The 26,294-nt window shown below is 72.6% G+C and carries 24 protein-coding genes and 1 riboswitch; of the genes, 10 read left to right on the top strand and 14 right to left on the bottom strand.

Translation table 11 applies throughout. From position 1 onward, the window contains the following. Positions 1-53: 53 nt before the first annotated feature. The 8 genes from ribH to CMN_RS04535 all read right to left on the bottom strand — a co-directional run bounded on the left by ribH (position 54) and on the right by CMN_RS04535 (position 7,682). Complete coding sequence (gene ribH, locus CMN_RS04500; RefSeq protein WP_015489663.1) at positions 54-536, bottom strand: 6,7-dimethyl-8-ribityllumazine synthase; 483 nt, start codon at positions 534-536, stop codon at positions 54-56. Next, positions 533-1,867 (bottom strand): bifunctional 3,4-dihydroxy-2-butanone-4-phosphate synthase/GTP cyclohydrolase II, encoded by a 1,335-nt coding sequence (locus CMN_RS04505; RefSeq protein WP_015489664.1) that lies wholly within the window; start codon positions 1,865-1,867, stop codon positions 533-535. Before CMN_RS04505 ends, ribH begins: the two co-directional genes overlap by 4 nt. Next, complete coding sequence (locus CMN_RS04510; RefSeq protein ID WP_015489665.1) at positions 1,864-2,505, bottom strand: riboflavin synthase; 642 nt, start codon at positions 2,503-2,505, stop codon at positions 1,864-1,866. The genes CMN_RS04505 and CMN_RS04510 overlap by 4 nt, the downstream gene beginning before the upstream one ends. Beyond that, positions 2,505-3,572, bottom strand: coding sequence for a bifunctional diaminohydroxyphosphoribosylaminopyrimidine deaminase/5-amino-6-(5-phosphoribosylamino)uracil reductase RibD (ribD, locus tag CMN_RS04515; RefSeq protein WP_015489666.1), 1,068 nt, complete (start codon positions 3,570-3,572; stop codon positions 2,505-2,507). The genes CMN_RS04510 and ribD overlap by 1 nt, the downstream gene beginning before the upstream one ends. A 70-nt stretch (positions 3,573-3,642) precedes the next feature. After that, positions 3,643-3,786: riboswitch (FMN riboswitch) on the bottom strand. 66 nt (positions 3,787-3,852) lie between these two features. Beyond that, positions 3,853-4,617, bottom strand: coding sequence for an HAD family hydrolase (locus CMN_RS04520; protein WP_015489667.1), 765 nt, complete (start codon positions 4,615-4,617; stop codon positions 3,853-3,855). Next, positions 4,614-5,627, bottom strand: coding sequence for a tryptophan--tRNA ligase (gene trpS / locus CMN_RS04525; RefSeq protein ID WP_015489668.1), 1,014 nt, complete (start codon positions 5,625-5,627; stop codon positions 4,614-4,616). Before trpS ends, CMN_RS04520 begins: the two co-directional genes overlap by 4 nt. A gap of 89 nt (positions 5,628-5,716) precedes the next feature. Beyond that, positions 5,717-6,562 carry an exodeoxyribonuclease III gene (locus tag CMN_RS04530; protein WP_015489669.1) on the bottom strand — a complete coding sequence of 282 codons (846 nt, stop codon included), beginning with the start codon at positions 6,560-6,562 and terminating at the stop codon, positions 5,717-5,719. Positions 6,563-6,572: 10 nt separating this feature from the next. Further along, positions 6,573-7,682 carry a YihY/virulence factor BrkB family protein gene (locus CMN_RS04535; RefSeq protein ID WP_015489670.1) on the bottom strand — a complete coding sequence of 370 codons (1,110 nt, stop codon included), beginning with the start codon at positions 7,680-7,682 and terminating at the stop codon, positions 6,573-6,575. Positions 7,683-7,807: 125 nt separating this feature from the next. Between CMN_RS04535 and ptsP the strand changes: the two genes are divergently transcribed. After that, positions 7,808-9,463 (top strand): phosphoenolpyruvate--protein phosphotransferase, encoded by a 1,656-nt coding sequence (ptsP, locus tag CMN_RS04540; protein WP_015489671.1) that lies wholly within the window; start codon positions 7,808-7,810, stop codon positions 9,461-9,463. Positions 9,464-9,537: 74 nt separating this feature from the next. On the opposite strand, the gene CMN_RS04545 is transcribed toward ptsP, so the two are convergent. From CMN_RS04545 to CMN_RS04565, 5 genes are all read right to left on the bottom strand, one after another. After that, complete coding sequence (locus tag CMN_RS04545; protein WP_015489672.1) at positions 9,538-10,299, bottom strand: succinate dehydrogenase iron-sulfur subunit; 762 nt, start codon at positions 10,297-10,299, stop codon at positions 9,538-9,540. A gap of 59 nt (positions 10,300-10,358) precedes the next feature. Beyond that, on the bottom strand, positions 10,359-12,182 hold the full coding sequence (gene sdhA, locus CMN_RS04550; RefSeq protein ID WP_015489673.1) for a succinate dehydrogenase flavoprotein subunit: 1,824 nt from the start codon (positions 12,180-12,182) through the stop codon (positions 10,359-10,361). A gap of 33 nt (positions 12,183-12,215) precedes the next feature. Beyond that, positions 12,216-12,680 (bottom strand): succinate dehydrogenase hydrophobic membrane anchor subunit, encoded by a 465-nt coding sequence (locus CMN_RS04555; protein WP_015489674.1) that lies wholly within the window; start codon positions 12,678-12,680, stop codon positions 12,216-12,218. Positions 12,681-12,682: 2 nt separating this feature from the next. Further along, the gene (sdhC, locus tag CMN_RS04560; protein WP_015489675.1) at positions 12,683-13,117 is read right to left on the bottom strand and encodes a succinate dehydrogenase, cytochrome b556 subunit; all 435 of its coding nucleotides are present in this window, start codon (positions 13,115-13,117) and stop codon (positions 12,683-12,685) included. Between the two features lie 141 nt (positions 13,118-13,258). Beyond that, the gene (locus tag CMN_RS04565; RefSeq protein WP_015489676.1) at positions 13,259-14,434 is read right to left on the bottom strand and encodes a glycosyltransferase family 4 protein; all 1,176 of its coding nucleotides are present in this window, start codon (positions 14,432-14,434) and stop codon (positions 13,259-13,261) included. Positions 14,435-14,551: 117 nt separating this feature from the next. Between CMN_RS04565 and CMN_RS04570 the strand changes: the two genes are divergently transcribed. From CMN_RS04570 to CMN_RS04605, 8 genes are all read left to right on the top strand, one after another. Continuing rightward, positions 14,552-15,673 carry a mannose-1-phosphate guanylyltransferase gene (locus tag CMN_RS04570; protein WP_015489677.1) on the top strand — a complete coding sequence of 374 codons (1,122 nt, stop codon included), beginning with the start codon at positions 14,552-14,554 and terminating at the stop codon, positions 15,671-15,673. A 74-nt stretch (positions 15,674-15,747) separates the two neighbouring features. Beyond that, the gene (locus tag CMN_RS04575) at positions 15,748-16,821 is read left to right on the top strand and encodes a BMP family lipoprotein (protein WP_015489678.1); all 1,074 of its coding nucleotides are present in this window, start codon (positions 15,748-15,750) and stop codon (positions 16,819-16,821) included. Between the two features lie 150 nt (positions 16,822-16,971). Next, entirely contained in the window at positions 16,972-18,066 is a 1,095-nt protein-coding gene (locus CMN_RS04580) for a BMP family lipoprotein (RefSeq protein ID WP_015489679.1), read from the top strand. An 81-nt stretch (positions 18,067-18,147) separates the two neighbouring features. Then, the gene (locus tag CMN_RS04585) at positions 18,148-19,689 is read left to right on the top strand and encodes an ABC transporter ATP-binding protein (protein ID WP_015489680.1); all 1,542 of its coding nucleotides are present in this window, start codon (positions 18,148-18,150) and stop codon (positions 19,687-19,689) included. Continuing rightward, complete coding sequence (locus CMN_RS04590; RefSeq protein ID WP_015489681.1) at positions 19,686-21,053, top strand: ABC transporter permease; 1,368 nt, start codon at positions 19,686-19,688, stop codon at positions 21,051-21,053. Before CMN_RS04585 ends, CMN_RS04590 begins: the two co-directional genes overlap by 4 nt. Beyond that, positions 21,050-22,354 (top strand): ABC transporter permease, encoded by a 1,305-nt coding sequence (locus tag CMN_RS04595; RefSeq protein WP_015489682.1) that lies wholly within the window; start codon positions 21,050-21,052, stop codon positions 22,352-22,354. Before CMN_RS04590 ends, CMN_RS04595 begins: the two co-directional genes overlap by 4 nt. Then, the gene (locus CMN_RS04600) at positions 22,351-22,782 is read left to right on the top strand and encodes a cytidine deaminase (protein ID WP_015489683.1); all 432 of its coding nucleotides are present in this window, start codon (positions 22,351-22,353) and stop codon (positions 22,780-22,782) included. The genes CMN_RS04595 and CMN_RS04600 overlap by 4 nt, the downstream gene beginning before the upstream one ends. Next, positions 22,779-24,077, top strand: a complete 1,299-nt coding sequence (locus tag CMN_RS04605) for a thymidine phosphorylase (RefSeq protein WP_015489684.1) — start codon at positions 22,779-22,781, stop codon at positions 24,075-24,077. Before CMN_RS04600 ends, CMN_RS04605 begins: the two co-directional genes overlap by 4 nt. A gap of 48 nt (positions 24,078-24,125) precedes the next feature. Here CMN_RS04605 and uriH read toward each other — a convergent pair whose 3' ends face one another. Further along, a complete protein-coding gene (gene uriH, locus CMN_RS04610) occupies positions 24,126-25,061 on the bottom strand; it encodes a uridine-preferring nucleoside hydrolase UriH (RefSeq protein WP_015489685.1) in 936 nt (311 codons plus the stop codon). A gap of 102 nt (positions 25,062-25,163) precedes the next feature. Between uriH and CMN_RS04615 the strand changes: the two genes are divergently transcribed. Continuing rightward, positions 25,164-26,282 (top strand): adenosine deaminase, encoded by a 1,119-nt coding sequence (locus CMN_RS04615; protein WP_015489686.1) that lies wholly within the window; start codon positions 25,164-25,166, stop codon positions 26,280-26,282. Positions 26,283-26,294 lie beyond the last annotated feature (12 nt).

The raw sequence follows: 26,294 nt of genomic DNA on the forward strand, positions 1-26,294 counted from the left end.
CCGACGACCTTACTGATACCCGTTCTCGATATCAAAGCCGAGCGGGCGGCAGGTCAGGCCCTGCAGATGCCCTTCAGCAGCAGCGCCGTCGTGACCGCGGCCTCGGCCGCCTCGGCGCCCTTGTCTTCCTTCGACCCCGGCAGCCCCGCGCGGTCGATGCCCTGCTGCTCGTCGTCGAGCGTCAGCAGCCCGAAGCCGATGGGCTTGCCCGTGAGGAGCGACGCCTGCGTGAGGCCGGAGGTCGCCGCGTCGGACACGTACTCGAAGTGCGGGGTGCCGCCGCGGATGATGACGCCGAGCGCGACGACCGCGTCGGCCCCCGCGTCGAGCGCCGCGCGCGCGACCACGGGCAGCTCGAAGCTGCCGGGCACGCGGATCACCGTGGTGGTGACGCCGGCCGCGTCGAGCACGCGCTGCGCGCCCGCGAGCAGGCCCGCGCTGATCTCGTCGTGCCAGAGTCCGGCGACGACGGTGACCCGCAGGCCCGTCCCGTCGAGCGCGGTGGGGTCGATCTCGGGTGCTCCGTGTCCGCTCATGCGGTCTCCTCCTGGGGTGATGCGGTCGTGGTGGTCAGGCCGTCGGGCGCCTCGGCGTCCGGGTAGGTGTCAGGTCCGATGTGCATGTCGGTGTCGAGCACCATGCGGTGCCCCATGCGGTCGCGCTTCGTCTCGAGGTAGCCGGCGTTCACGTCGTTGACGCCGACCACGAGCGGCACGCGCTCGGTCACCTCCACGCCGTGCGCCTCGAGCTGCCGCACCTTCTCGGGGTTGTTCGTGAGCAGGCGCACGTCCTCGATGCCCATCTCCTGCAGGATCGCCGACGCCGCGCCGTAGTCGCGCGCGTCCGCCGGGAGGCCCAGGGCGACGTTGGCGTCGAGCGTGTCGAAGCCGTCCTCCTGCAGCCGGTAGGCGCGCAGCTTGTTGACGAGGCCGATCCCGCGTCCCTCGTGCCCGCGCAGGTACACGACCACGCCGCCGTCCCGCTGGATCTCGTCGAGCGCCGCGTCGAGCTGCGGACCGCACTCGCACTTGAGGGATCCGAGCGCCTCGCCCGTCAGGCACTCCGAGTGCACGCGCACCAGGGTGCCGTGCGCGCGCGGCTCGCCCGCGACGATCGCCACGTGGTCGGCGCCCGTCGTGCGGTCGCGGTAGGCGCGCAGCTTCACGGAGCCGTGGGTCGTGGGCACGGTCGTCTCGACCTCGAAGATCACGCGCGACGCCTCGGGGATCGCGACGGCGGGCTCCAGCGGACGATCGCAGTGGAACTCCTCCAGGTGCGCCTTGAGCGCCTCGATCGTGACGACCAGCACGCCCTCGCGCTCGCCGAGGGCGAGGAGGCCCGGGAGGCGCATCATCTCGCCGTCGTCCTGCACGATCTCGCTGATCGCGCCGACGGGCGTGAGGCCCGCGAGCGTGAGCAGGTCGACCGCCGCCTCGGTGTGGCCGTCGCGCTCGCGCACGCCGCCGTCGACCGCGCGCAGCGGCAGGATGTGGCCGGGTCGGTGCAGGCTCGTCGGCACGCTGTCGAGGTCGGCGAGCACGCGCAGGGTGTGCGCGCGGTCGGAGGCGCTGATGCCGGTCGAGAGCCGGTCGGCGGCGTCGACGGACACCGTGTACGCGGTGCCGCGCGGATCCCGGTTGTCGGCCACCATGAGCGGCAGCTCCAGCCGGTCGGCGATCTCGTCGGTCATGGGCGCGCAGATGAAGCCCGAGGAGTGCTTCACGAGCCAGGCCACCCACTCGGGCGAGGCGGACTCGGCGGCGAGCAGCACGTCGCCCTCGTTCTCGCGGCCCTCGTCGTCGACGACGATCACGGGACGGCCGGCGCGCAGCTCCTGCAGCGCGGCGGGGATGGCGGCGAGGCTCACGAGCGCGCCTCCGTCCGGCCGTCGCGCGCGTCGAGCGCGAGCATCCGCTGCACGTGCCGCGCGAGCACGTCGGTCTCCAGGTTGACCTCGTCGCCGGGCTCGAGCGCGCCGAGCGTGGTCGCGGTGAGCGTCTCGGGGATGAGCGAGACCTCGAACCAGGCGTCGGCGTCCGGGGTGTCGGTGGGGCTGACCGCGCTCACCGTGAGGCTGACGCCCTGCACGGTGATGGATCCGCGGTCCACCACGAGCGGCGCGAGGTCGGCGGGCAGCGAGAAGCGGAGGATCCGCCACGCCTCGCCCGGCGTGGTCGCGAGCAGGCGCCCGGTGCCGTCGACGTGGCCCTGCACGATGTGGCCGCCGAGCCGGTCGCCCACGCGCGCGGCGCGCTCGAGGTTCACGCGGTCGCCCACGCCGAGCCGGCCGAGCGAGCTCATCACGAGCGTCTGCCGCATGACGTCGGCGGTGAAGCCCTCGGGCGTCTGCGCGACGACCGTGAGGCACACGCCGTCGACGCTGATGGAGTCGCCGTGCCGGGCGTCGGACACCGCGAGCGGCGCCTCCACCGTGATCCGGGCGGAGTCGCCCTCGGCGTCGAGCGCGAGGACGCGTCCGCGCTCCTCGATGATCCCTGTGAACATCACTGGCCTTCCGTGGTGGGTCGCGCGATCACGAGGAGGTCGTCCCCGAGCCGTGTCGTGCTGATGAGGGTGAGTCGGTGGGCGGCCGGCATGCTCTCGACGCCGAGGTCGCCGGTCGCGGTGCGGGGGCCGCCGAGAAGCACGGGCGCGAGGTAGGCGACCACCTCGTCCACGAGCCCGGCGGCGACGAGCGCGGAGACGATCGTGGGACCGCCCTCCACGAACACGTGCCGGATGCCGCGGCGGCCGAGCTCCGCGACCGCTTCCGCAGGATCGTGCCCGGCGATGCGGATCAGCCGGCGCGGGTGCCGGTGCACGGCCGCGTCGTCCGGGATCGCGCGGTCGCCGAGCACGACGGGCGCGGGCTGGTGCGGGTACGGGATCCCGTCGGGCCGCCGGGCGGTGAGGGCGGGGTCGTCGGCGAGCACGGTGCCGGTGCCCACGAGGATCGCGTCGGCCTCCGCGCGACGGCGGTGCACGTCGTGGCGCGCGGCGGGCCCGGTGATCCAGCGGCTCGTGCCGTCGGCGGCGGCGATGCGGCCGTCGAGGCTGGAGGCCCACTTCGCCGTGACGAACGGGCGGCCGAGGCGGGCGGATCCGAGCCACACCCGGAGGAACCTCTCCGCCTCGTCGCCGAGCACACCCGGCACGACCTCGACGCCCGCGGAGCGCAGGCGGGCCGCGCCACCCGAGGACTCGACGCCTGGGTCGGCCACGGCGTAGGCGACGCGCGCGACGCCGGCCTCGATGAGCGCGGCGGCGCACGGCCCGGTGCGGCCCGTGTGGTTGCAGGGCTCGAGCGTGACGACCGCGGTGGCCCCGCGTGCGCCGCCCGCGGGCAGCTGCCGCAGCGCGTCGACCTCGGCGTGGGCGGATCCGGCGCCGCGGTGCCGGCCCTCGGCGATGACGCGGCCGGAGGCGTCGAGGATCACGCAGCCGACGCGGGGGTTCGGGCCCCACGCGGGGCCCTCGGCGGCGAGCTCGAGGCCGCGGCGCATGGCGCGCTCGAGCGCGGGGTCGCCGGGCGCGAGCGCCTGCGCCGCGGCTGCCGTCGGGTCGTCGTGCATGGTGTCCTCGTCCGTGGACGGACTCCGGGCGCGGTCGACGGACCTCGGCGTCGGCAGGGTCGCTGGCGCCGCGTGCTGCCTCCCATCCGGACTTTAACCGTCGGTCCCGGAATCCCACCGGATCGGCGGACGAGGCTTCCGGGGACCCGGTCGCGCATCGTCCGTTCGCGGACTGTCACCGCCGGCTCGGATTTCCACCGACCCCGGAGCACGTGTATGGGTCGAGGTTAGCCCACCCGGCTGGAGGCCCGGGGTCCGTGACGCTCCGCGACCTACGCCGTCAGCGGACGCCGACGCGCTCCACGGCGTCGGCGAGGCCCGCGAGCGCGGTGATGCGCACGACGCCGGCGGGCAGGGGAGCGTCCCCGTCGCCCAGGGCGTCGAACCAGACGCCGCCCGCCAGGCCCGCGTCGACCGCGCCGAGCGCGTCGGTGCGGAGCCGGTCGCCCACCATCACGGCGTCGGCCGGATCCACGCCCGCCTCCCGGCACGCGAGCAGGAAGATGCGCGGGTCGGGCTTGGTGAAGCCCAGGTCGCCGGAGCAGACCACGGGGGAGAGGCGCGCGGTGAGCCCGGCCGCGGCGATCTTCGGCTCCTGCTGGCCGCGCTCGCCGTTGGTCACGACGCCGAGCCGCACGCCCGGGTGCCGCCGCGCGATCTCGTCGAGCGCGGCCACCGCTCCCGGCAGCGCGCGCCACGACGCCTCGTAGCCGGCCAGGTAGCCGCCGAACCAGTCGTCCGTCGCGGCGTCGTCGTCCGCGAGCGCGGCGGCGAGGTCCGTGGCGTCGGCGGATCCCCAGGCCGCGAGGAACCCGCGCGCCCGCGCCCGCCGCTGGCCCTGGTAGTTGAGCTCGCCCGAGAGGTACCGGTGGTAGTGCTCCTCCTCGAGCGCGACCCACAGGGCGACCGCCCTCCCGACCTCCGCGGCGTCGGCCGCGTCGAGCAGCCGGCGCGCGGTGAGGTGCGCGGTGATCCCGTCGGCCACGGCGCCGCGGTGGTCCACCAGCGTGTCGTCGAGGTCGAGCAGGACCAGCCGCAGGGTCATCGGCCCGCGCGCCGCACCAGGCCGACGGCGTCGTACACGCGGGCGAGCATCGCGTCCGCCCGCTCCTCGGCGCGCGCGGCGTTGCCGGCGAGCACGCGGTCGAGCTCGGCCGGGTCGTCGAGGAGTTCGAGCGTGCGCGCGCGGATCGGCTCGAACACGCCCGTGACGGTCTCGGCCACGTCCTTCTTCAGGTCGCCGTAGCCGCGGCCCGCGTACCGCTCCTCGAGCGCCGGCACGGCCGTGCCCTCGAAGGCCGAGAGGATCGTCAGCAGGTTGGAGACGCCCGGCTTCTCTCCCCGGTCGAAGCGGATCTCGCGCTCCGTGTCCGTGACGGCCGAGCGGATCTTCTTCGCCGTCTTCGCGGGCTCGTCCAGCAGCCACACCACGCCCGCGTCGCTGGCGGCGGACTTGCTCATCTTCGACGTCGGGTCCTGCAGGTCGTAGATGCGGGCCGTGTCCTTCTGGATCATGGGCTCCGGGATCCGGAACACGTCGCCGAACCGGCCGTTGAAGCGCTTCGCGAGGTCGCGCGTGAGCTCCACGTGCTGCTTCTGGTCGTCCCCCACGGGCACGACCTCGGTACCGTAGAGCAGGATGTCCGCCGCCATGAGCGTCGGGTACGCGAAGAGCCCCAGCGTCGTCGCGTCGGCGCCCTGCTTCTGCGACTTGTCCTTGAACTGGGTCATGCGGCTCGCCTCGCCGAACCCGGTGAGCGTGTTGAGGATCCACGCGAGCTCCGTGTGCGCCGGCACGTGCGACTGCACGAACAGCGTCGAGACGGCCGGGTCGATGCCCGCCGCGATGTACTGCGCGGCGGTGCGCCGGGTGGAGTCGCGGAGGGCCGTCGGGTCCTGCGGGACGGTGATGGCGTGCAGGTCGACGACGCAGAACACGGCGTCGTGCGTGGTCTGCAGCTCCTTCCACTGCAGGAGCGCGCCGATGTAGTTGCCGATCTGGAGCGAGTCGGCGGACGGCTGCATGCCGGAGAAGAGGACGGGACGTGCGGTCATGGCGATGCCTTTGTGAGGGGGAGCGCGGGGCGCTCGCGGGGCGCCGGTGCAGCGCGGAGGGGAGGGGGTGCGGGGGTGCGGGCGACGGGTCAGATCGCGTAGTCGACGACCACGGGCGTGTGGTCCGACCATCGCTGGTCGTACGCCTCGGCGCGGTCGACCGCGTAGCCCGTGACCTTCTCGGCGAGGGCCGGGGTCGCGAGCTGGTAGTCGATGCGCCAGCCGGTGTCGTTGTCGAACGCCTTGCCGCGCCAGCTCCACCACGTGTACGGGCCGTCGACCTCGCCGGCCTGCTGGCGGCCCACGTCGACCCAGCCGAGGCCGGGACCGGTGGATCCGTCGACGCCCTCGATCTCCTCGCCGCGCGCGCCGAGGATCCGGTCGAGGTAGGCGCGCTCGCGCGGCAGGAACCCGGCGCGCTTCACGTTGCCCTTCCAGTTGCGGATGTCGAGCTCGCGGTGGCCGACGTTGAGGTCGCCTGTGACGACGGCGAGCTCGGAGTGCGCGGCGATCTCGGGCAGGCGCCGCTCCATCCCGTCGAGGAAGCGCCACTTCTCGTCCTGCTTGGCGGTGCCGACCTCGCCGGAGTGCACGTAGGCGCTCACGACCGTGACGATGGTGCCGTCCACGTCGTAGTCCGCCTCGAGCCAGCGGCCCGCGCTGTCGAAGTCCTCCTCGCCGATGGCGACGCGGTGGATCTCCGCGCGGCGGCGGCTCGCGATGGCCACGCCCGCGCGGCCCTTGGTGGTCGCGGCGTCGTGCAGCACGTTCCACTCCGGGCCGAGGAGGCCCTCGATGTCGCTCGTCTCGGCGCGGACCTCCTGGATGGCGAGGATGTCGACGTCGCGGGTTTCGAGCCAGTCGCCCATGCCCTTGCGGAACGCGGCCCGGATGCCGTTCGTGTTGATGGACGCGACGCGGAGGTTCGAGGGCATGGTCTCGATCCTAACGGCGGCGCCTCCGCCGCAGCCCGAGCAGCACCCGCGTGATGCCGCGCGACTGGTCGTACCGCTCCCGCTCCCGCGCGCGCTCCTCCTCCTCGAGGATCCGGCGGGCCTCGTCGAGCTTCTCGAGCCGCTCCCTCTCGAGCTGCTCCGGCGTGAGGTCGCGGGCGTCGATGCCCCGGTCGGACATGCCCACGGCGATCCACGACGCGCAGATGAGGATGACCTGGCAGATGAGGTTGAACCAGATCAGGAGGCCGATGATCACCGCGAACGACGCGAGCAGCGGGTTCCGGCTCGCGCCGCCGAGGAGCGCCGTGCCGAGCACCTTGAGCACGCCCATGGCGACGCCGCCGAGGAGCGCGCCCTGCAGGAGCTGCGGCCACGGGATCCTCACGCCCGACAGGATCCGGTACGCCCCCGCAAGCACGGCCGTGTCGAGCGCGAGCACGAGGGCGAGGCCCACGGTGCGGCCGACGATGATCGCGAGCAGCGAGTCCTCGCCGACCCGCAGCAGCCCGAAGACGAAGCCGAGGAGCCCGGTGCTCACGACGGAGAGCGCCGCCGAGAGCAGCATCGCGAGCGCGAAGCAGAGGGCGAGCCCCAGGTCCTTGACCTTGAGCCACAGGAAGAACGTGGTGGGCGGCGGCAGCTCGAAGATGCGGCGCACCGAGTCGCGCGTGGAGGCGAGCCAGCCGAGCGCCGTCACGAGGAGGCCGATGGAGCCGATGATCCCGGTCGCGCGGACGGCGTCGGAGGTGAGCAGCGCCTGCGGGTCTTCGATCGCCCCACCTTCGCCGAACAGCCCGGGCACCGCGCCCTGGATCAGCGTGAGCAGCGAGTCGAGGAGCGCGGGATTGCCCGCCAGCACGGATCCCGCCACCGAGAACCCGACCGCGAGCGCCGCGAACACCGCGAAGACGGCCTGGTACGACATGCCGGCCGCGAGGATCGGTCCGCCCGCGGCCCCGTAGGCGAGGAACACGCGCACGGGCTTGAGCTGCATCGCGCGCGCGAGGAGGGCGGGGATGCCGGTGGCGGCGGGCGGCTCGGCGGGCGTCGCGCCGGTGGAGGGGGATGCGGGGCGTCCGCGGCCGTCGGGGGCGGTCATCCCCCGAGGATACGGGCCGCCGGGCCCCTGGTAGCGTGGACGGGCCGTTCCGGCAGCCCGACCGGACGGCCACCCGCGCGGACGCCGCCCGCCCGCGCGTCACGCACCCGAGCGAGGGAGTCCATGTGCGCATCACCGGCATCGGAGTAGGACACGGAGTGGCCACCGGCCCCGTCATGCGGATGCCCGACCCGCTGCCCGAGCCCGGCACCGGGACGTTCACAGGCGACGCCGACGCCGAGGTCGCCCGCGTCGCCGACGCCCTCGCCGCGACCGCAGACGACCTGGCCGCGCGCGGCGCCCGCGCCGGCGGCGACGCCAAGGACGTGCTCGACGCGCAGTCGCTCATGGCCCGCGACCCCGCGCTCCTCGACTCGGTCGGCCGCCTCGTCGGCCAGGGCCGCTCGGGCGAGCGCGCCGTCTTCGAGGCGTTCGCCACGTTCCAGGAGCTGCTCACGGGCATGGGCGGCTACATGGCCGAGCGCGCGGCGGACCTCGCCGACGTCGCGCAGCGCGTCATCGCCCGGCTCCGCGGCGTGCCCGCGCCCGGCATCCCCACCGCGGACGCGCCCTTCGTCCTCGTCGCGCGCGACCTCGCGCCGGCCGACACCGCGCTCCTCGAGCTCGACCGCGTGCTCGCCCTCGTCACCACCGACGGCGGCCCCACCAGCCACACCGCGATCCTCGCCCGCAGCCGCTCCATCCCCGCCATCGTCGGCGCCACGGGTGCCGCCGACCTCGCGGAGGGCACCGAGGTCGTCGTCGACGCCGCGGCCGGCCTCGTCATCGCGGACCCGTCCGACGCCGAGCGCGAGGATGCCCTCCGCCGGATCCGCGCCCGCGAGGAGGCGCTCGCCGCCCCCATCACCGACAGCGCGCTGGCCGACGGCACGCCCGTGCCGCTCCTCGCCAACCTCGGATCCCCGGCGGAGGCCGTGCGCGCGGTCGAGCTCGGCGCCGAGGGCGTGGGCCTCTTCCGCACCGAGTTCCTCTTCCTCGACGCCGCCGAGGCGCCGTCCGTCGCCGCGCAGACCGCGCAGTACACCGCGCTCCTCGAGGCCTTCCCGGGCCGCAAGGTCGTCGTCCGCGCGCTCGACGCCGGCGCCGACAAGCCGCTCGCCTTCCTCACCGACGCCGACGAGGAGAATCCCGCGCTGGGCCTCCGCGGGCTCCGGGCGCTGCGGGCGAACGAGCGGATCCTGCGTGATCAGCTCACGGCCCTCGCGGCGGCCGACGCGGCCACCGACGCCGACCTGTGGGTCATGGCGCCCATGGTCGCCGACGCGGAGGAGACCGCGTGGTTCGTGGAGCTCGGCCGCACGCTCGGCCTCCGCACGGTCGGCGTCATGGCCGAGGTGCCGTCGCTCGCGCTCCTCGCCGACCAGGTCGTCGAGGTCGCCGACTTCGTGAGCGTCGGCACCAACGACCTCACGCAGTACACGATGGCGGCGGATCGCCTGCTCGGCTCGGTCGCCTCCTACCAGGACCCGTGGCACCCGGCGGTCCTCCGCCTCGTCCGCACGCTCGGCGACGCGGGCCGCGCGTCGGGCACGCCCGTCGGCATCTGCGGCGAGGCGGCGGCGGACCCGCTCCTCGCGGTGGTCCTCGTCGGCCTCGGCGCCACGAGCCTCTCGATGACCCCCGCCGCGCTGGCCGACGTCCGCCTGGAGCTGTCGCACCGCACCCTCGACGACGCGCGCGCGGCCGCCGCTGCCGTGGTCGGCGCTCGCACCGCGGCCGAGGCACGCGCGGCCGCCGAGCGCATCCTCGCCGCGCGCTAGACGCGCACGGACGACGACGGCCCCGCCGCTCCGAGGAGCTGCGGGGCCGCCGCACGTGAAGGGGAGCGGAGGCGCTACGCCTTGCCGCGCATGATCGCCTGCTTGACCTCGGCGATCGCCTGCGTCACCTGGATGCCGCGCGGGCACGCCTCGGAGCAGTTGAAGGTCGTGCGGCAGCGCCACACGCCCTCCTTGTCGTTGAGGATGTCGAGGCGCACGTTCGACTCGTCGCGCGAGTCGAAGATGAAACGGTGCGCGTTGACGATGGCGGCGGGACCGAAGTACTGGCCGTCCGTCCAGAACACGGGGCAGGACGACGTGCACGCGGCGCAGAGGATGCACTTGGTGGTGTCGTCGAAGCGGGCGCGCTCGGCGGCGGACTGGATCCGCTCCTTGCCCTTCTCCGGCTTCGTGTTCGAGATGAGGAAGGGCTGCACGTCGCGGAACGACTCGAAGAACGGCTCCATGTCGACGACCAGGTCCTTCTCCAGCGGCAGGCCCTTGATGGCCTCCACGTAGATGGGCTGGGTGATGTCGAGGTCCTTGATGAGCGTCTTGCAGGCCAGGCGGTTGCGGCCGTTGATGCGCATCGCGTCGGATCCGCACACGCCGTGCGCGCACGAGCGGCGGAAGGTCAGCGACCCGTCCTGCTCCCACTTGATCTTGTGCAGCGCGTCGAGGATGCGGTCCGTCGGGTACACCTCGACGTCGAAGTCCTCCCACCTCGGCTCGGCGTCCTGGCCGGGCAGGTACCGGCGGATGATGAGGGTCACCGTGAAGGTGGGGATGGCCGAGGCCTCTCCCGCGGGGGGTGCGTCCAGGGTTGCGGTGCTCACGTGTGCGGTCCTATTCCGATCGGTGATGCGGTGATGTGCGGCGGCGCTGACCCTGAGGGTCAGTACTTCCGCTCCATCGGCTGGTAGTTCGTGATGACCACGGGCTTGGTGCTCAGCTTGATGTGGTCGCCGGCGTCCGTGCTGTGGGCGTCGCCGGTGAGGTACGCCATGGTGTGGACCATGTAGTTCTCGTCGTCGCGCTTCGGGAAGTCCTCGCGGAAGTGGCCACCGCGGCTCTCCTTGCGGTACATCGCCGAGTACACGACGACCTCCGCCAGGTCGAGCAGGAACCCGAGCTCGATGGCCTCGAGCAGGTCCGTGTTGAAGCGCTGGCCCTTGTCCTGCACCTGGATGTTCGTGTACCGCTCGCGCAGGTCGGCGATCACCTTGGTGACCTCGATCAGCGTGTCCTCGGTGCGGAACACCTGGGCGTTGCGGTCCATCGACTCCTGCAGCTCGCGACGCAGCGTCGAGACCCGCTCGGTGCCGTTGGAGTTGCGCGCGCCCTCGACGAGGCCCTTCACGAAGTCGGCCGCATCGGCGGGCAGCGGCGTGAAGTCGACCGTCTTCACATACTCGGCCGCGTAGTTGCCCGCGCGCTTGCCGAACACGTTGATGTCGAGGAGCGAGTTCGTGCCGAGGCGGTTGGATCCGTGCACCGAGACGCACGCGCACTCGCCGGCCGCGTAGAGGCCCGGCACGACCGTGGTGTTGTCGGAGAGCACCTCGGCCTTGATGTTCGTCGGGATGCCGCCCATCGCGTAGTGCGCGGTCGGCAGCACGGGCACGGGCTCCGTGTACGGCTCGACGCCGAGGTAGGTGCGCGCGAACTCGGTGATGTCCGGGAGCTTCGCGTCGATGACCGCGGGCTCGAGGTGCGTGATGTCGAGGTAGACGTAGTCCTTGTTCGGGCCGGCTCCTCGGCCCTCGCGGATCTCCGTGGCCATGCAGCGCGCGACGATGTCGCGCGGCGCGAGGTCCTTGATGGTGGGGGCGTAGCGCTCCATGAAGCGCTCGCCCTCGCTGTTGCGGAGGATCGCGCCCTCGCCGCGGGCCGCCTCCGACAGGAGGATGCCGAGGCCGGCCAGGCCGGTCGGGTGGAACTGGAAGAACTCCATGTCCTCGAGCGGCAGGCCCTTGCGCCAGATGATCCCGACGCCGTCGCCCGTGAGCGTGTGCGCGTTCGAGGTCGTCTTGTAGATCTTGCCGAAGCCGCCGGTCGCGAAGATGACCGCCTTCGCCTGGAAGACGTGGATGTCGCCGGTCGAGAGCTCGAGGGCCACGACGCCCGCGGGCTGCTGCTTCCCGTCGACCTCGGCCATGACGAGGTCGAGCACGTAGAACTCGTTGTAGAAGTTGATGCCGAACTTGACGCAGTTCTGGTACAGCGTCTGCAGGATCATGTGGCCCGTGCGGTCGGCCGCGTAGCAGGAGCGGCGGACGGGGCTCTTGCCGTGGTCGGCCGTGTGGCCGCCGAAGCGACGCTGGTCGATCTTGCCGTCGGGCGTGCGGTTGAAGGGGAGGCCCATGTTCTCGAGGTCGATGACCGCGTCGATGGCCTCCTTCGCGAGGATCTCCGCCGCGTCCTGGTCGACGAGGTAGTCGCCGCCCTTGACGGTGTCGAAGGTGTGCCACTCCCAGCTGTCCTCCTCGACGTTCGCGAGGGCGGCGGCCATGCCGCCCTGCGCGGCGCCCGTGTGGGAGCGGGTGGGGTAGAGCTTCGAGATGACGGCCGTGTTCACCTGCGGTCCCGCCTCGATCGCCGCGCGCATGCCGGCGCCGCCCGCACCCACGATCACGATGTCGAACTGGTGGTAGTGGACGCCGTCCACGATGGTGCTCGCGGAGGGCTCGGAACCGGGGGTCGCGGTGTCAGTGGTCACGGGCTTCTTTCTCGAGGCGGATGGGGAAGCGGGCTACAGGTCGCCGCAGAAGGAGGGGAGCAGGTCCGCGGGCTGGCCGGCGGGGCACGGGTCGAAGGTGAAGACGACGAGCGTGCCGAGCACCAGCAGGACGACCGTGGACGTGACGAGCGCGCCCTTGAGGATCGTGCGGGTGCGGGACGACGCCGCGTAGTCGTTCACGAGGGTGCGCATGCCGTTGGCGCCGTGGATGACCGCGAGCCAGAGCAGCGCGATGTCCCACACCTTCCAGAACGGGTCGGAGAGCTTGCCGCCCACGAAGGCGAAGTCGATCGCCTTGATGCCCTCGCCGTTGATGAGGTTGACGTAGAGGTGGCCGAAGATGAGCACGACGAGCACGACGCCCGACGCGCGCATGTACATCCAGCCCCACTTCTCCCAGTTCACGCCGCCCTGCTTGCGGGGCTGGCGCGGCTGGCGGGGGCGCTCGATGCTCACCTGCTGTGCGATGTCGCTCATGATCAGATCCATCCCGCTTCGCTGAACACGTTCATGAGGTGGCGCGGCACGAAGCCGGCCATGAGCACGACCCAGAGGCCGATGACCACGTAGAACATGAGGCGCTGGTGCTTGGCGCCGAAGCGCCAGAAGTCGATGAGGATGATCCGCAGCCCGTTGAGCGCGTGGAACCCGATGGCGCCGACGAGGGCGACCTCGCCGATGCCCATGACGGGGTTCTTGTAGGTGCCGATGACCGCGTTGTACGCCTCGGGGCTCACACGGATGAGGCTCGTGTCGAGCACGTGCACGAGGAGGAAGAAGAAGATGGACACGCCGGTGATGCGGTGCAGCACCCACGACCACATGCCCTCGCGGCCCCGGTACAGCGTCCCCGCGGGGACCTTCGGTGCGCGCGACGTGTGCGGTTCGCGGGTTCCTGCCGTCTTGATGGACACGGAACGACCCTCCCTGATGCTGGTGCCCCGTGGGCGGAGCGCCTTCGCGCCGACATTGCGCGTCAGGGACGAGTCTACGGCCCGGGTCCGCGCGGTCACCCGTTAGGGCACCCTAAGGGGCGAGGGCCGCCGGGGACCGGGTCAGGCGACGACGGGAACGGGGCCGACGCCTGCGGGATCGGTCGCCTGCAGGGCCGACCGGCGGGCGGACACGGCGCGGCCGTAGTGCCCGATGAGCTCGTCGCCGATCGTGGCCCAGGAGCGGCCGAGGACCGCGCGGCGACCCGCCTCTCCCATGCGCAGCCGCATGGGCTCGCTCGCGACGAGCTCGTCCACGAGCCGCCGCAGGTGCGCGTCCCGGGGGGAGGCGGGGTCGAAGAGGAACCCGTCCGTCCCGTGGTCGACCAGGTCGATCGGGCCGCCGGCGTGCGGCGCGACCACGGGGAGGCCGGACGCGTGCGCCTCCTGCACGGTCTGGCCGAACGTCTCCTCCGTGCCGGTGTGCACGAACACGTCCATCGCCGCGTACGCGGCCGCGAGCTCGCGACCGCCCACGCGGCCGAGCCACGTGACGGGCATGCCCGCGAGAGCGCGTCGGGCGGAGGCCTGGCTCGGGCCGTCTCCCGCGATGAGGAAGCGCACGCCGCGGATCCCGCGGAGGGCCTGGAGGCGCTCGAGCTGCTTCTCGGGGGCGATGCGGCCCACGTAGCCGACGACCGTCTCGCCGCCCGGTGATACGCGGTGCCGCAGCGCGACCGCGTCCTCCATGGCGCGGTTGCGCGGGTGGTAGCGGTCGAGGTCGACGCCGCGGCCCCAGCGCGCGACGCGCTCGACGCCCGCCGCGGCGAGGTCGGCAGCCGCTGCGCTCGAGGGCGCGAGGGTCAGGTCGGCGCCCTGGTGGATCCAGCGCACGAGCCGCCACACGTAGGGCGCGGTGGCGGCCAGCCGGTTGCGGCGCGCGTAGCCCGCGACGTCCGTCTGGAAGATGGCGACGGAGGGCGTGTCGATGCGCGTCGCGGCCGCAATGGCCTGCGCGCCCAGGAAGAGGGGGGACGCGGCGTGCAGCACGTCGGGCGCGAAGTCGGTGAGGAGGCGCAGCACCTGGGGGCTGGGGATCCCGACCGGGAACTGCCGGTAGGCGAAGGCGGGCACGCCGTGGACGGGGAAGCCGGCGAACTGGGACGGGGCGCCGGCGTCCGGGGCGATCACGATGGCCTGGTGCCCGCGGTCCCGCAGGTGCTCGAGCACCCGGCAGACGCTCGTGGTGACGCCGTTGACGGTGGGGAGGAAGCTCTCGCTGACGACGGCTACGCGCATGACACCGACGCTAGGGACGGTCGCCGACGCCGTCGCCGCGGCCCCGTGAACGCCCCGTTGCCGTCGCGTGAACTCGACGCATCCGGCTGTTTCCCAGGGTGCCGATAGTGTGGGCCCATGACCGAGCAGACGAGCGCGATCTCCCGTTTCTACAGCGTGATCCCCGCGGGGGGCGTGGGCTCGCGCCTCTGGCCGCTGTCCCGCGCGGACGCCCCGAAGTTCCTCCACGACCTCACCGGTTCCGGCCGCACGCTCCTCCGCGACACGTGGGAGCGCCTGGCGCCCCTGTCCGGCGAGGACCGGATCATGGTCGTCACCGGCCGCGCGCACCGCGCCGCCGTCGAGGCCCAGCTCCCCGAGCTCACCGACCCCAACGTGGTCCTCGAGAGCGAGGGGCGGGACAGCACCGCCGCCATCGCGCTCGCGGCGGCCATCCTCCAGCGCCGCGAGCCCGGCGTCATCATCGGGTCGTTCGCGGCCGACCACGTCATCGCCGACCCGGACCGCTTCCGCGACACCGTGCGCGAGGCCGTCATCGCCGCCGACGCCGGCTACATCACCACCATCGGCATCACGCCCACGGAGCCCGCGACCGGCTTCGGCTACATCCACACCGGCAAGGCGCTCAGCATCCCGGACGCCCCGCACGCCCTCGAGGTCGCGTCGTTCGTGGAGAAGCCGAGCATCGGCGTCGCCCGCGGCTACGTGAAGGGCGGCACGCACCTCTGGAACGCGGGCATGTTCATCGCCCGCGCCGACCGCCTCCTCGAGGAGCTCGGCCGCACCGAGCCCGAGCTGCTGAAGGGCGTGCTCGAGCTCGCCGAGGCGTGGGACACCGCCGACCGCGGCGTCGTCGTCGACCGCGTGTGGCCGAACCTCAAGAAGATCGCCATCGACTACGCCGTCGCCGAGCCCGCCGCCGCCCGGGGCGCGCTCGCCGTGATCCCCGGCCGCTTCACCTGGGACGACGTGGGCGACTTCGCCTCCGTCGCCAAGATGCACTCGAGCGGCCGGAAGTCCGACCTCGTGATCCTCGGCGAGGACGCGCGCGTCCTCTCGGACGCGTCGAGCGGCATCGTCGTGGCCAACAGCAAGCGCGTGATCAGCCTCATCGGCGTGCGCGACATCGTCGTCGTGGACACCCCCGATGCCCTGCTCGTGACGACGAAGGAGAACGCGCAGCGCGTCAAGAGCGTGGTGGACGCGCTCAAGCTCAGCGGCGGGACGGACGTCCTGTAACGAAGGGGTAACGAACCCCCCGGGCGTTCTCCGCGGCCGGAAGGGGCCGTGAACGCCCCGGCTAGATTCCGGGGATGCCCCGCACCCGCCGCGCCATCCGCGCCGCCATCCTGCCCCTCGCCCTCCTCTCCGCTGCGGCCCTCGCCGGGTGCGGCGCGGCCCCCGAGCCCGGCGCCACCTCCGCTGCCGCGAGCGACTACTGCGCCCGCATGGTCACCAACTCGGGCGGCCTGCAGGATCGCTCCTTCAACCAGTCGAGCTGGGAGGGGCTGCAGCGCGCGGAGCAGGAGCTGGGGATCCAGGCCGACGTGCTCGTCTCGACCTCGGAGACGGACCTCGCCCCGAACGTCGAGCAGGCGGTGGGCACGGGCTGCGGGTTCATCCTCACCGTCGGCTACGAGTTGGCGGAGGCCACGTCGGCGGCCGCGGCGGAGAACCCGGACGTGCACTTCTCCATCGTCGACGAGGTCGTCGACGCCCCGAACGTCAAGCCGCTCGTGTTCGACACCGCGCAGGCGTCCTACCTCGCGGGCTACCTCGCGGCGGGCGTGAGCGAGACGGGCAAGGTCGGCACGTTCGGCGGCGGCAACCAGCCGCCCGTCACCCTCTTCATGGACGGCTTCGTCGACGGCGTGGCCGCGTACAACCAGGCGCACGGCACGAGCGTCGTCGCGCTCGGCTGGGACGCCGCCGCGCAGGACGGCACCTTCACCGGTGACTTCGAGGACGTGTCGAAGGGCCAGACCACGACGCAGAACCTGCTCGACCAGGGTGCCGACGTGATCATGCCGGTGGCCGGTCAGGTGGGGGAGGGCGCGGCGTCGGCGATCCTCGCGCACGGCAGCGGCAAGCTCATCTGGGTCGACAACGACGGCTACGACACCCTGCCCGCCGAGTACCGGCCGCTCCTGCTCACGAGCGTGCTCAAGGACACGGGCCAGGCCGTGGTCGACATCGTGGCCGACGACCAGAAGGGGTCCTTCTCCTCGGAGCCCTACGTGGGCACGCTCGCGAACGGCGGCGTGGGCCTCGCGGAGTACCACGACCTCGCCGCGTCGGTGTCGCCCGAGCTGCAGTCCGAGCTCGACGCGCTGAAGGCCCGCATCGTCTCCGGCGACGTGCAGGTGAAGTCGGTCTCGACGCCGTAGCAGAGCCCGTGTTGCCGCGGTGTTTCGGGGCCGTCGCGGATCGATAACGCTTGCGCCGGGAGGCCCGATCCGGGCACGGGATGCATTCCCGTGCATGGGTAACATGAACGCACATCGCCCGGCTTACCCGGGCTGCACCTGGAGGCCACAGTGACCATCACCACCCGAAAGGCCGCCCTCGGCGGTCTCGCCGCCGTCGGCATCACCGCGATCCTCGCGGGCTGCGGCGCCGCCCCCGAGTCGACCGCCGGAGGCACCGGCGGGGCCGCGAAGAGCGACCTCGTCTCCTGCATGGTCTCCGACTCCGGCGGCTTCGACGACAAGTCGTTCAACCAGCTGGGCTACGAGGGGCTCAACAAGGCGGCGGAGGATCTCGGCCTCGTCAAGCCGAACGCCGTCCAGTCGGCTGCTGAGACCGACTTCGCGCCGAACCTCACCAACCTCGCCGACCAGGGCTGCGGCCTCATCGTCACCGTCGGGTTCCTGCTCGCGGACGCCACCAAGGAGGCGGCAGCCGCCAACCCGGAGATCGAGTACTCGATCATCGACGACGCCTCGATCGACGCCCCGAACGTCAAGCCCATCACCTTCAACACCAGCGAGGCCGCGTTCCTCGCGGGCTACGCGGCGGCGGCCTACTCGAAGACCGGCACGGTCGGCACCTTCGGCGGCCTGCAGATCCCGACCGTGACGATCTTCATGGACGGCTTCGTCGACGGCGTGGACTACTACAACGAGCAGAAGGGCAAGGACGTCAAGGCCATCGGCTGGGACGTCGCGAGCCAGAGCGGGTCGTTCACCGGCGAGTTCGTCGCCAACCAGACGGCCAAGACCGCCGCGCAGACCCTCATCGACCAGGGCGCGGACGTCATCATGCCCGTCGGCGGCCCGATCTTCCTCAGCGCCGGCGAGGCCATCCGCGACTCGAGCGACAAGAAGGTCGTCATGGTGGGCGTCGACTCCGACGCGTACGAGACGGCTCCCGACCTGAAGGACCTGTTCCTCACCTCGGTGCTCAAGGGCATCGACACGGGCGTCGAGGACGTCGTGAAGACCGCGGCGGACGGCGAGTTCGACGCGACGCCCTACGTGGGCACGCTCAAGAACGGCGGCGTGGACATCGCCTCGTTCCACGACTACGAGTCCGAGGTCCCGTCGGACCTCTCGGGCGAGCTCGACACCATCAAGGCGGGCATCATCGACGGCTCGATCGCGGTCGAGTCGCCGTCGTCGCTGACGAAGTAGCATCGAACGCACCGCGGGGGGATCGGCTGGCGCCGGTCCCCCCGCCGCGTGTTCACCCGACCCACCGAACGGATTGATCCGATGAAGCTCGAACTGCGGGGCATCACCAAGCGCTTCGGCGCCCTGGTCGCCAACGACCACATCGACCTCGTCGTCCAGCCGGGGGAGATCCACTGCCTCCTGGGCGAGAACGGCGCCGGCAAGTCCACGCTGATGAACGTGCTCTACGGCCTGTACCAGGCGGAGGAGGGCGAGATCCTCCTCGACGACGTCGTGGCCCGCTTCGCCGGACCCGGCGACGCCATGGCCGCCGGCATCGGCATGGTGCACCAGCACTTCATGCTCATCCCCGTCTTCACGGTCGCGGAGAACGTCATGCTCGGCCACGAGGAGACGAAGCTCGGCGGCCGGCTCGACCTGGCCGGCGCCCGCGCGAAGGTGCGCGAGATCTCGGCCCGGTTCGGCTTCGACGTCGACCCGGACGCGCTCGTGGCCGACCTGCCCGTCGGCGTGCAGCAGCGCGTCGAGATCATCAAGGCCCTGTCGCGCGACGCCGAGGTGCTTGTGTTCGACGAGCCGACGGCCGTGCTCACGCCGCAGGAGACCGACGAGCTCATGGTCATCATGAAGCAGCTCCGGGACGCCGGCACGGGCATCGTCTTCATCACCCACAAGCTGCGCGAGGTGCGCGAGGTCGCGGACCGCATCACGGTGATCCGGCTCGGCAAGGTGGTCGGCGAGGCCGAGCCCACGGCCAGCAACGCCGAGCTCGCGTCCCTCATGGTCGGGCGCAGCGTGTCGCTCACCGTCGCGAAGGAGCCGGCGACGCCCGGCGACGCCGCGCTCGTCGTGCGCGACCTCACGGTCATCGACGCGGCCGGCCAGGTCGTCGTCGACGGCGTCAGCTTCGAGGTGCACGCGGGGGAGATCCTCGCCATCGCGGGCGTGCAGGGCAACGGCCAGACCGAGCTCACCGAGGCGATCCTCGGGCTCCAGCCGCGCGTGTCCGGCACCATCGACCTCGACGGCACGCGCCTCACCGGCCGCTCCGTCCGCCGGGTGCTCGACGCGGGCGTCGGCTTCGTGCCCGAGGACCGCAACGAGGACGGGCTCGTGCCGGAGTTCACGATCGCCGAGAACCTCATGCTCGACCGGTCCGACAGCCCGCCGTTCGTCGTCGCCGGATCCCTCAAGCTCGGCTACCTCGACGAGTTCGCGCGCGACCGCGTGCGCGAGTTCGACATCCGCACGCAGGGCATCGACACGCACGTCGGCCGGCTCTCCGGCGGCAACGCGCAGAAGGTCGTGCTCGCGCGCGAGCTCAGCCGGGACCTCCGCCTCTTCGTCGCGGCGCAGCCCACGCGCGGCCTCGACGTCGGATCCATCGAGTTCGTGCACACGCGCGTCGTCGAGACGCGCGACCGGGGCCTCCCCGTCATCGTCGTCTCCACCGAGCTCGACGAGGTCGCGGCGCTGGCCGACCGCATCGCCGTGATGTACCGCGGCGGCATCGTCGGCATCGTCCCGGGCGACACCCCGCGCGACGTGCTCGGCCTGATGATGGCCGGCGAGGTCCCCGCATCCGTCCCCACCCCCACGACCGCCGGAGGGCGCACCGCATGACCGACGACACCACTCGTCCCGAGGGCCAGGTGCCCGAGGACCCGTCCGCGGGCCAGCTGCCCGCCTCCGGCCGCGAGGCCGGATCCGTGGGCGACCCCACGCGCTCCGAGGCGCCCGCGGGCGTCCCCGCCGTGGCGACCGCCGACGGCGACGGCGATGGCGGCTCCCGCGCCGGGCAGGTGCTCCGCGAGATCGCGAGCGGCAGCGCGCTGCTGTCGGTGCTCGCGGTCGTGCTGTCGCTCGTGGTCGGCGCGCTGCTCATCGCCGTCACCGACGAGGAGACGCAGAAGGCGGCGGGGTACTTCTTCAGCCGCCCGCTCGACACCCTCCGGGCCGGGTGGGACGCCGCATCCGGCGCCTACTCCGCGCTCTTCCAGGGGTCGATCTACAACTTCCGCCGGCCGGGCTTCGCGAACGGCATCAAGCCGCTCACCGAGACGCTGACCTTCGCGACCCCGCTCATCGCGGCCGGCCTCGGCGTCGCGCTCGCGTTCCGCGTGGGCCTGTTCAACATCGGCGCCCGCGGCCAGATGCTCATCGCCGCCGCGTGCGCCGGCTGGGTCGGCTTCAGCTTCGACCTGCCGCCCGTGATCCACCTGGTGCTCGCCGTCGGCGCGGGCATCGTGGGCGGCGCGGTCTGGGGCGGGATCGTCGGCCTCCTCAAGGCGCGCACCGGCGCGCACGAGGTGATCGTCACGATCATGCTCAACTACGTCGCGTTCTACCTGATCTCCTACCTGCTGCGGACGCCGGGCCTCCTGCAGGCGCCCGGGTCGAACAACCCGAAGACGCCGGCGATGCAGGACACCGCGATCTTCCCGGCGCTCCTCGGCGACGGGTACTCGCTGCACGCGGGCTTCCTCGTGGTCGTCCTCGCGACGGTCGTCGTCTGGTACCTCCTCAACCGCTCCGGCCTCGGCTTCCGCTTCCGCGCGGTCGGCGAGAACCCGAGCGCGGCGCGCGTCGCCGGCATCGACGTGAAGAACTCCTACCTCTACGCCATGCTCATCTCCGGCGGGCTCGCGGGCCTCGCCGGGGCGAGCCAGGTGCTCGGCACGGTCACCACGGGCTTCAGCTCGGGGATCGACGCGGGCATCGGCTTCGACGCCATCACGGTGGCGCTGCTCGGCCGCAGCCGACCGTGGGGCGTCTTCGTCGCGGGGATCCTGTTCGGCGCGTTCAAGGCCGGCGGCTTCTCCATGCAGGCGGCCGAGGGCGTGCCCATCGACATCGTCGTGGTCGTCCAGTCGCTCATCGTCCTGTTCATCGCGGCGCCGCCGCTCGTGCGGGCGGTCTTCCGCCTGCCTGCGCCGGGCCAGGCGCGTCGCACCACCCGGACCCGGAAGGCGGCGATCGCCTCATGACCGCGACGACCCCCACGCAGTCGGCGTCACCCGCGCCGCACGATCCCGCGGCCGCCGCCCTCGAGCGCGCCGTCGCGACCAGCTGGAAGGCACCCGTCGCCTTCGGCGTCTTCACCGTGATCTCGCTCGTCCTGTTCGTGCTCCTCGGCCGCGAGGGCTCGAGCACGTTCGGCCTCTCGACGGGGACCGACCTCATCCAGCTCGCGCCGCTCGTCCTGCCGACCGCCGCAACCGGCGTCGCCGTCACCGTGGTCCTCGCCGCCCTCACGGTGGTGTCCGCCGTGCTGGTGAGCCGGACGGCGACGGTGCCGCTGTGGTTCACCGCCGTGTTCGCGATCCTGTTCCTCGTCGCCTTCCTCACCTGGGCGTCCGCGGGCCAGACGATCCCGGTGCCGGGCCTCCTCGTCGGCACGGTCGCCCTGTCGGTGCCGCTCATCTTCGGCGCGCTCGGCGGCGTGCTCTCGGAGCGCGTGGGCGTGGTCAACGTCGCGATCGAGGGCCAGCTGCTGGCGGGCGCGTTCGTGTCCGCGGTCGTGGCCTCCGTCACCGGGCAGCCGCTCATCGGCCTGGCCTCCGCCATGGTCGCGGGCATGCTCGTGTCGTTCGTGCTCGCGGCCTTCGCCATCAAGTACCTGGTCGACCAGGTCATCGTCGGCGTCGTCCTCAACGTGTTGGTCACCGGCCTCACGAGCTTCCTGTTCTCGCAGGTGCTGTCGGCCGACCCGGGCACGCTCAACTCGCCGCCGCGCTTCGACCGCGTCGACATCCCGATCCTCGGCCAGATCCCGATCATCGGACCCGTGCTCTTCCGGCAGACGATCATCGTCTACGTCATGTACGTGGCCGTGTTCCTCGTCTGGTACTGCCTCTTCCACACGCGCTGGGGCCTCCGCCTCCGCGCGGTGGGCGAGCACCCGCAGGCCGCCGACACCGTGGGCATCAAGGTCTCCGCGACCCGGTTCTGGAACGTGTCCCTCGCGGGCGCGATCGCGGGCCTCGGCGGCGCGTTCTTCACCCTCGGCTCGGTCGGCGCGTTCAACAAGGAGATGACGGCGGGCGCCGGCTTCATCGCCCTGGCCGCCGTGATCTTCGGCCGGTGGGATCCGCTGCGCGCCACGCTCGCGGCCCTCCTGTTCGGCTTCGCGAGCAATCTGCAGAACGTCCTTGGCGTCATCGGGTCGCCGGTGCCGAGCGAGTTCATGCTGATGCTGCCGTACGTCGTGACCATCGCCGCGGTCGCCGGACTGGTGGGGCAGGTGCGCGGCCCGGCCGCCGCCGGCAAGCCCTACGTGAAGTCGTGAGCGCGGTGGAGCCCGGCGGGTCGGGCGGCATCGACTGGGGATCCCTCCGCGAGGCGGCGCACGAGGCCATGGGCCGCGCGTACGTCCCCTATTCGAAGTTCCCCGTCGGCGTCGCGGCGATCGCCACCGACGGCCGCGTCATCACCGGCTGCAACGTGGAGAACGCCAGCTACGGCCTGACGCTCTGCGCCGAGTGCGCGCTCGTCTCCGTGCTGCACCTCACCGGCGGGGGCCAGCTCGTGGCCTTCACGTGCGTGGACGGGGACGGCAACATCCTCATGCCGTGCGGGCGGTGCCGGCAGCTGCTGTTCGAGCACGCGGTGCCGGGCATGCTGCTGGAGACCGTGTCGGGGATCCGCACGATCGACGAGGTCCTGCCCGACGCCTTCGGGCCGAGCACGCTGGACGCCTACGGGGACCGCTCGTGAGCGCCGCGTTCGACGTCGTCGACCTGATCCGCACCAAGCGCGACGGCGGCCGGCTCTCCACCGCGGAGATCGACTGGCTCGTCGCCGCGTACACCGACCGCTACGTGGCGGACGAGCAGATGGCCGCGCTCGCGATGGCGATCCTGCTGCGCGGCATGGACCGCACCGAGATCCGCGACCTCACGCTCGCCATGATCGCGAGCGGCGAGACGCTCGACTTCTCCGGGTTGGGCAAGCCCACGGTCGACAAGCACTCCACGGGCGGGGTGGGCGACAAGATCACCCTCCCGCTCATGCCGCTGGTCGCCTCCTACGGCGTCGCGGTGCCGCAGCTCTCGGGCCGCGGCCTCGGCCACACGGGCGGCACGCTCGACAAGCTCGAGTCGATCCCCGGCTGGCGCGCCGACCTCTCCACGGAGGAGATGGTGCGGCAGATGCGGGACCACGGCGGCGTGATCTGCGCGGCCGGCAGCGGCCTCGCCCCCGCCGACAAGCGCCTCTACGCGCTGCGCGACACAACGGGCACGGTCGAGGCGATCCCGCTCATCGCCTCGAGCATCATGAGCAAGAAGATCGCGGAGGGCACGGGCGCGCTCGTCCTCGACGTGAAGTTCGGGTCCGGCGCCTTCATGACCGACATCGACCGGTCGCGGGAGCTCGCGCGCACCATGGTCGAGCTCGGCACCGACGCGGGGGTGCGGACGACCGCGCTCCTCACCGACATGGACGTGCCGCTCGGCCTCGCCATCGGCAACGCCAACGAGGTGCGCGAGTCCGTCGAGGTGCTCGCGGGCGGCGGGCCCGCCGACGTCGTGGAGCTCACGCTCGCGCTCGCGCGGGAGATGCTCGCCGCGGTCGGGATCCCGGACGCCGACGTCGAGGACGCCCTCCGCGACGGCCGGGCCATGGACTCGTGGCGCGCCACCGTGCGGGCGCAGGGCGGGGACCCGGACGCCGCGATGCCCGTCGCGCGCGAGACCCACGTGGTCGCCGCCGAGCGCGACGGCGTGCTGGTGCAGCAGGACGCCCTCCCGTTCGGCATCGCGGCGTGGCGCCTCGGCGCCGGACGCGCGCGCCAGGGCGACGCCGTGCAGCACGCCGCGGGCGTGGACCTGCACGCGAAGCCGGGGGACCGCGTCCGCCGCGGCGATCCGCTGTTCACACTCTCCACCGACGAGCCGGAGCGGTTCGCCCGCGCGCTGGAGTCGCTCGAGGGCGCGTACCGCGTCGGCGACCCGGAGGAGCACGTCGCGCGCGGCCCGCTCGTGCGCGAGCGCATCACCGCAGAGGGCTGATCCGCGTCGGCCGCCGTCGCGTGATGGCGGCCGGGCCCCGCGTGCGCGTCAGCCGATGCGCTCGAGCGCGTCGACCACCACGTCCCAGAACCCGGCGTGGTCCAGGTCGACCGCGACCTGCGTCGTGCAGTCCGCGGGCGCAGGGCGGCGGAGGTCCGTCACCGTCATGCCCGTGGTGTGCGTGCCCGTCAGCTCGACGGACACCGGCGCGCGCCGCACGCTGACGAGGCGCGGGTCGATCACGCGCGCGACCGTGCACGGGTCGTGCACGGGCGGGCTCGGGAAGTCCTGCCGGTCGTGGTACGCCCGGCCGTAGGACTCCATCGAGTCGACGACGAAGCGCGCGGCCGGCGTGCCGAGGGCCGCGATGCGCGCCATGACGTCCGGGGTCGCCGTCGCCTGGTACGTGAGGTCGAGGCCCACCATGGTCACGGGCCACGCCTCGCCGAACACGATGTGCGCGGCCTCCGGGTCCACCGCGATGTTGAACTCCGCGACGGCCGTGCGGTTGCCGTGGTGGTAGCCGCCTCCCATGAGCACGACCTCCTTCACACGCTCGACGATGCGCGGCTCGCGCCGGACAGCCAGCGCGACGTTGGTGAGCGCGCCGAGCGGCACCAGCGTGATCTCGCCGGGCGCGTGGGCCATGACCGTCTCGATGATGAGGTCCACCGCGTGCCGCGGATCCAGCTCGACGACTGGCGTGGGCAGCTCGGGCCCGTCGAGCCCCGTCTCGCCGTGGATCTCGGGCGCCGTCATGACGGGCCGCACGAGCGGGCGCGCGCAGCCCGCGGCGACGGGCACGCCGTGGATCCCCGCGACGGTCGCGACCGCGAGCGCGTTCCGCGTCACCTTTTCCAGCGTCTGGTTGCCGGCGACGGTGGTGATGCCGACGAGCTCCACCTCGGGGCTGCCGTGCGCGAGCATCAGGGCGAGGGCGTCGTCGTGCCCCGGGTCGCAGTCGATCAGGATCTTCGTGGGCATGGGTCCTCCGACCGGGTCGCGGCCCACCGATGTCTCGCGCACCGATCGTTCGTGTGCTGACTAGCTCGGCGTGGGCCGCGTCGAGGCTAGTAGATTCGTCCCATGACGATCGCTCCCGAGGACCCCACGCTGCCCGGCGGAGGGTCGTACCGCGACCTCCCCAAGGTCTCCCTGCACGACCACCTCGACGGCGGCCTGCGCCCCGGGACGATCGTCGAGATCGCCGATGAGATCGGGCTCGCGCTGCCCGCCGAGGGCACCGAGGCGCTCGGCGAGTGGTTCCGCACCAGCGCCGACTCCGGATCGCTCGTCGAGTACCTGAAGACCTTCGACGTCACCATCGCCGTCATGCAGACCGAGGAGCACCTGGCGCGCGTCGCCCGCGAGTTCGTCGAGGACCTCGCGGAGGACGGCGTCGTCTACGGCGAGATCCGCTGGGCGCCGGAGCAGCACCTCACGAAGGGCCTGACGCTCGACCAGGCGGTCGAGGCCGTGCAGTCCGGCATCGAGGAGGCCGTGCGCGGCGTCGAGGAGGCGGGCGGATCCATCCGCGTCGGCCAGCTCGTCAGCGCCATGCGCCACCTCGACCGCGGCACCGAGATCGCCGAGCTCGCCATCCGCCACCGCGACCGCGGCGTCGTCGGCTTCGACATCGCCGGTCCCGAGGCCGGCTTCCCGCCTTCCCGCATGCAGGGCGCGTTCGACCTGCTGGCGCGCGAGTGGATGCCCCGCACGGTCCACGCGGGCGAGGCCGACGGCCTCGAGTCCATCCGCGGCGCCCTCCTCGACGGGCGGGCCCTCCGCCTCGGCCACGGCGTGCGCATCGCCGAGGACATCGAGATCGACAGCGAGGAGGGCGAGGACGTCTTCGTGACCCTCGGCACGCTCGCGCAGTGGATCAAGGACCGCGGGATCCCGCTGGAGCTCAGCCCGTCGTCGAACCTGCAGACCGGCGCCATCGCGGCGTGGGGTGACGCGATGGTCGACCACCCCTTCGACCTGCTCTACCAGCTCGGATTCGCCGTCACGGTGAACACCGACAACCGCCTCATGAGCGGCACGAGCATCAGCTGGGAGCTGGCCCTCCTCACGGACGCGTTCGCCTACGACCTCGACGACCACGAGGCGTTCCAGCTCAACGCGGCCGCCGCGGCGTTCCTGCCGCTGGAGGAGCGCGAGGCGCTCGCCGACATCATCTCCGACGGGTTCGCCCGCCTGTAGCGCGAGGCCCAC

It is taken from the genome of Clavibacter nebraskensis NCPPB 2581 (assembly GCF_000355695.1).
Taxonomy (GTDB): domain Bacteria; phylum Actinomycetota; class Actinomycetes; order Actinomycetales; family Microbacteriaceae; genus Clavibacter; species Clavibacter nebraskensis.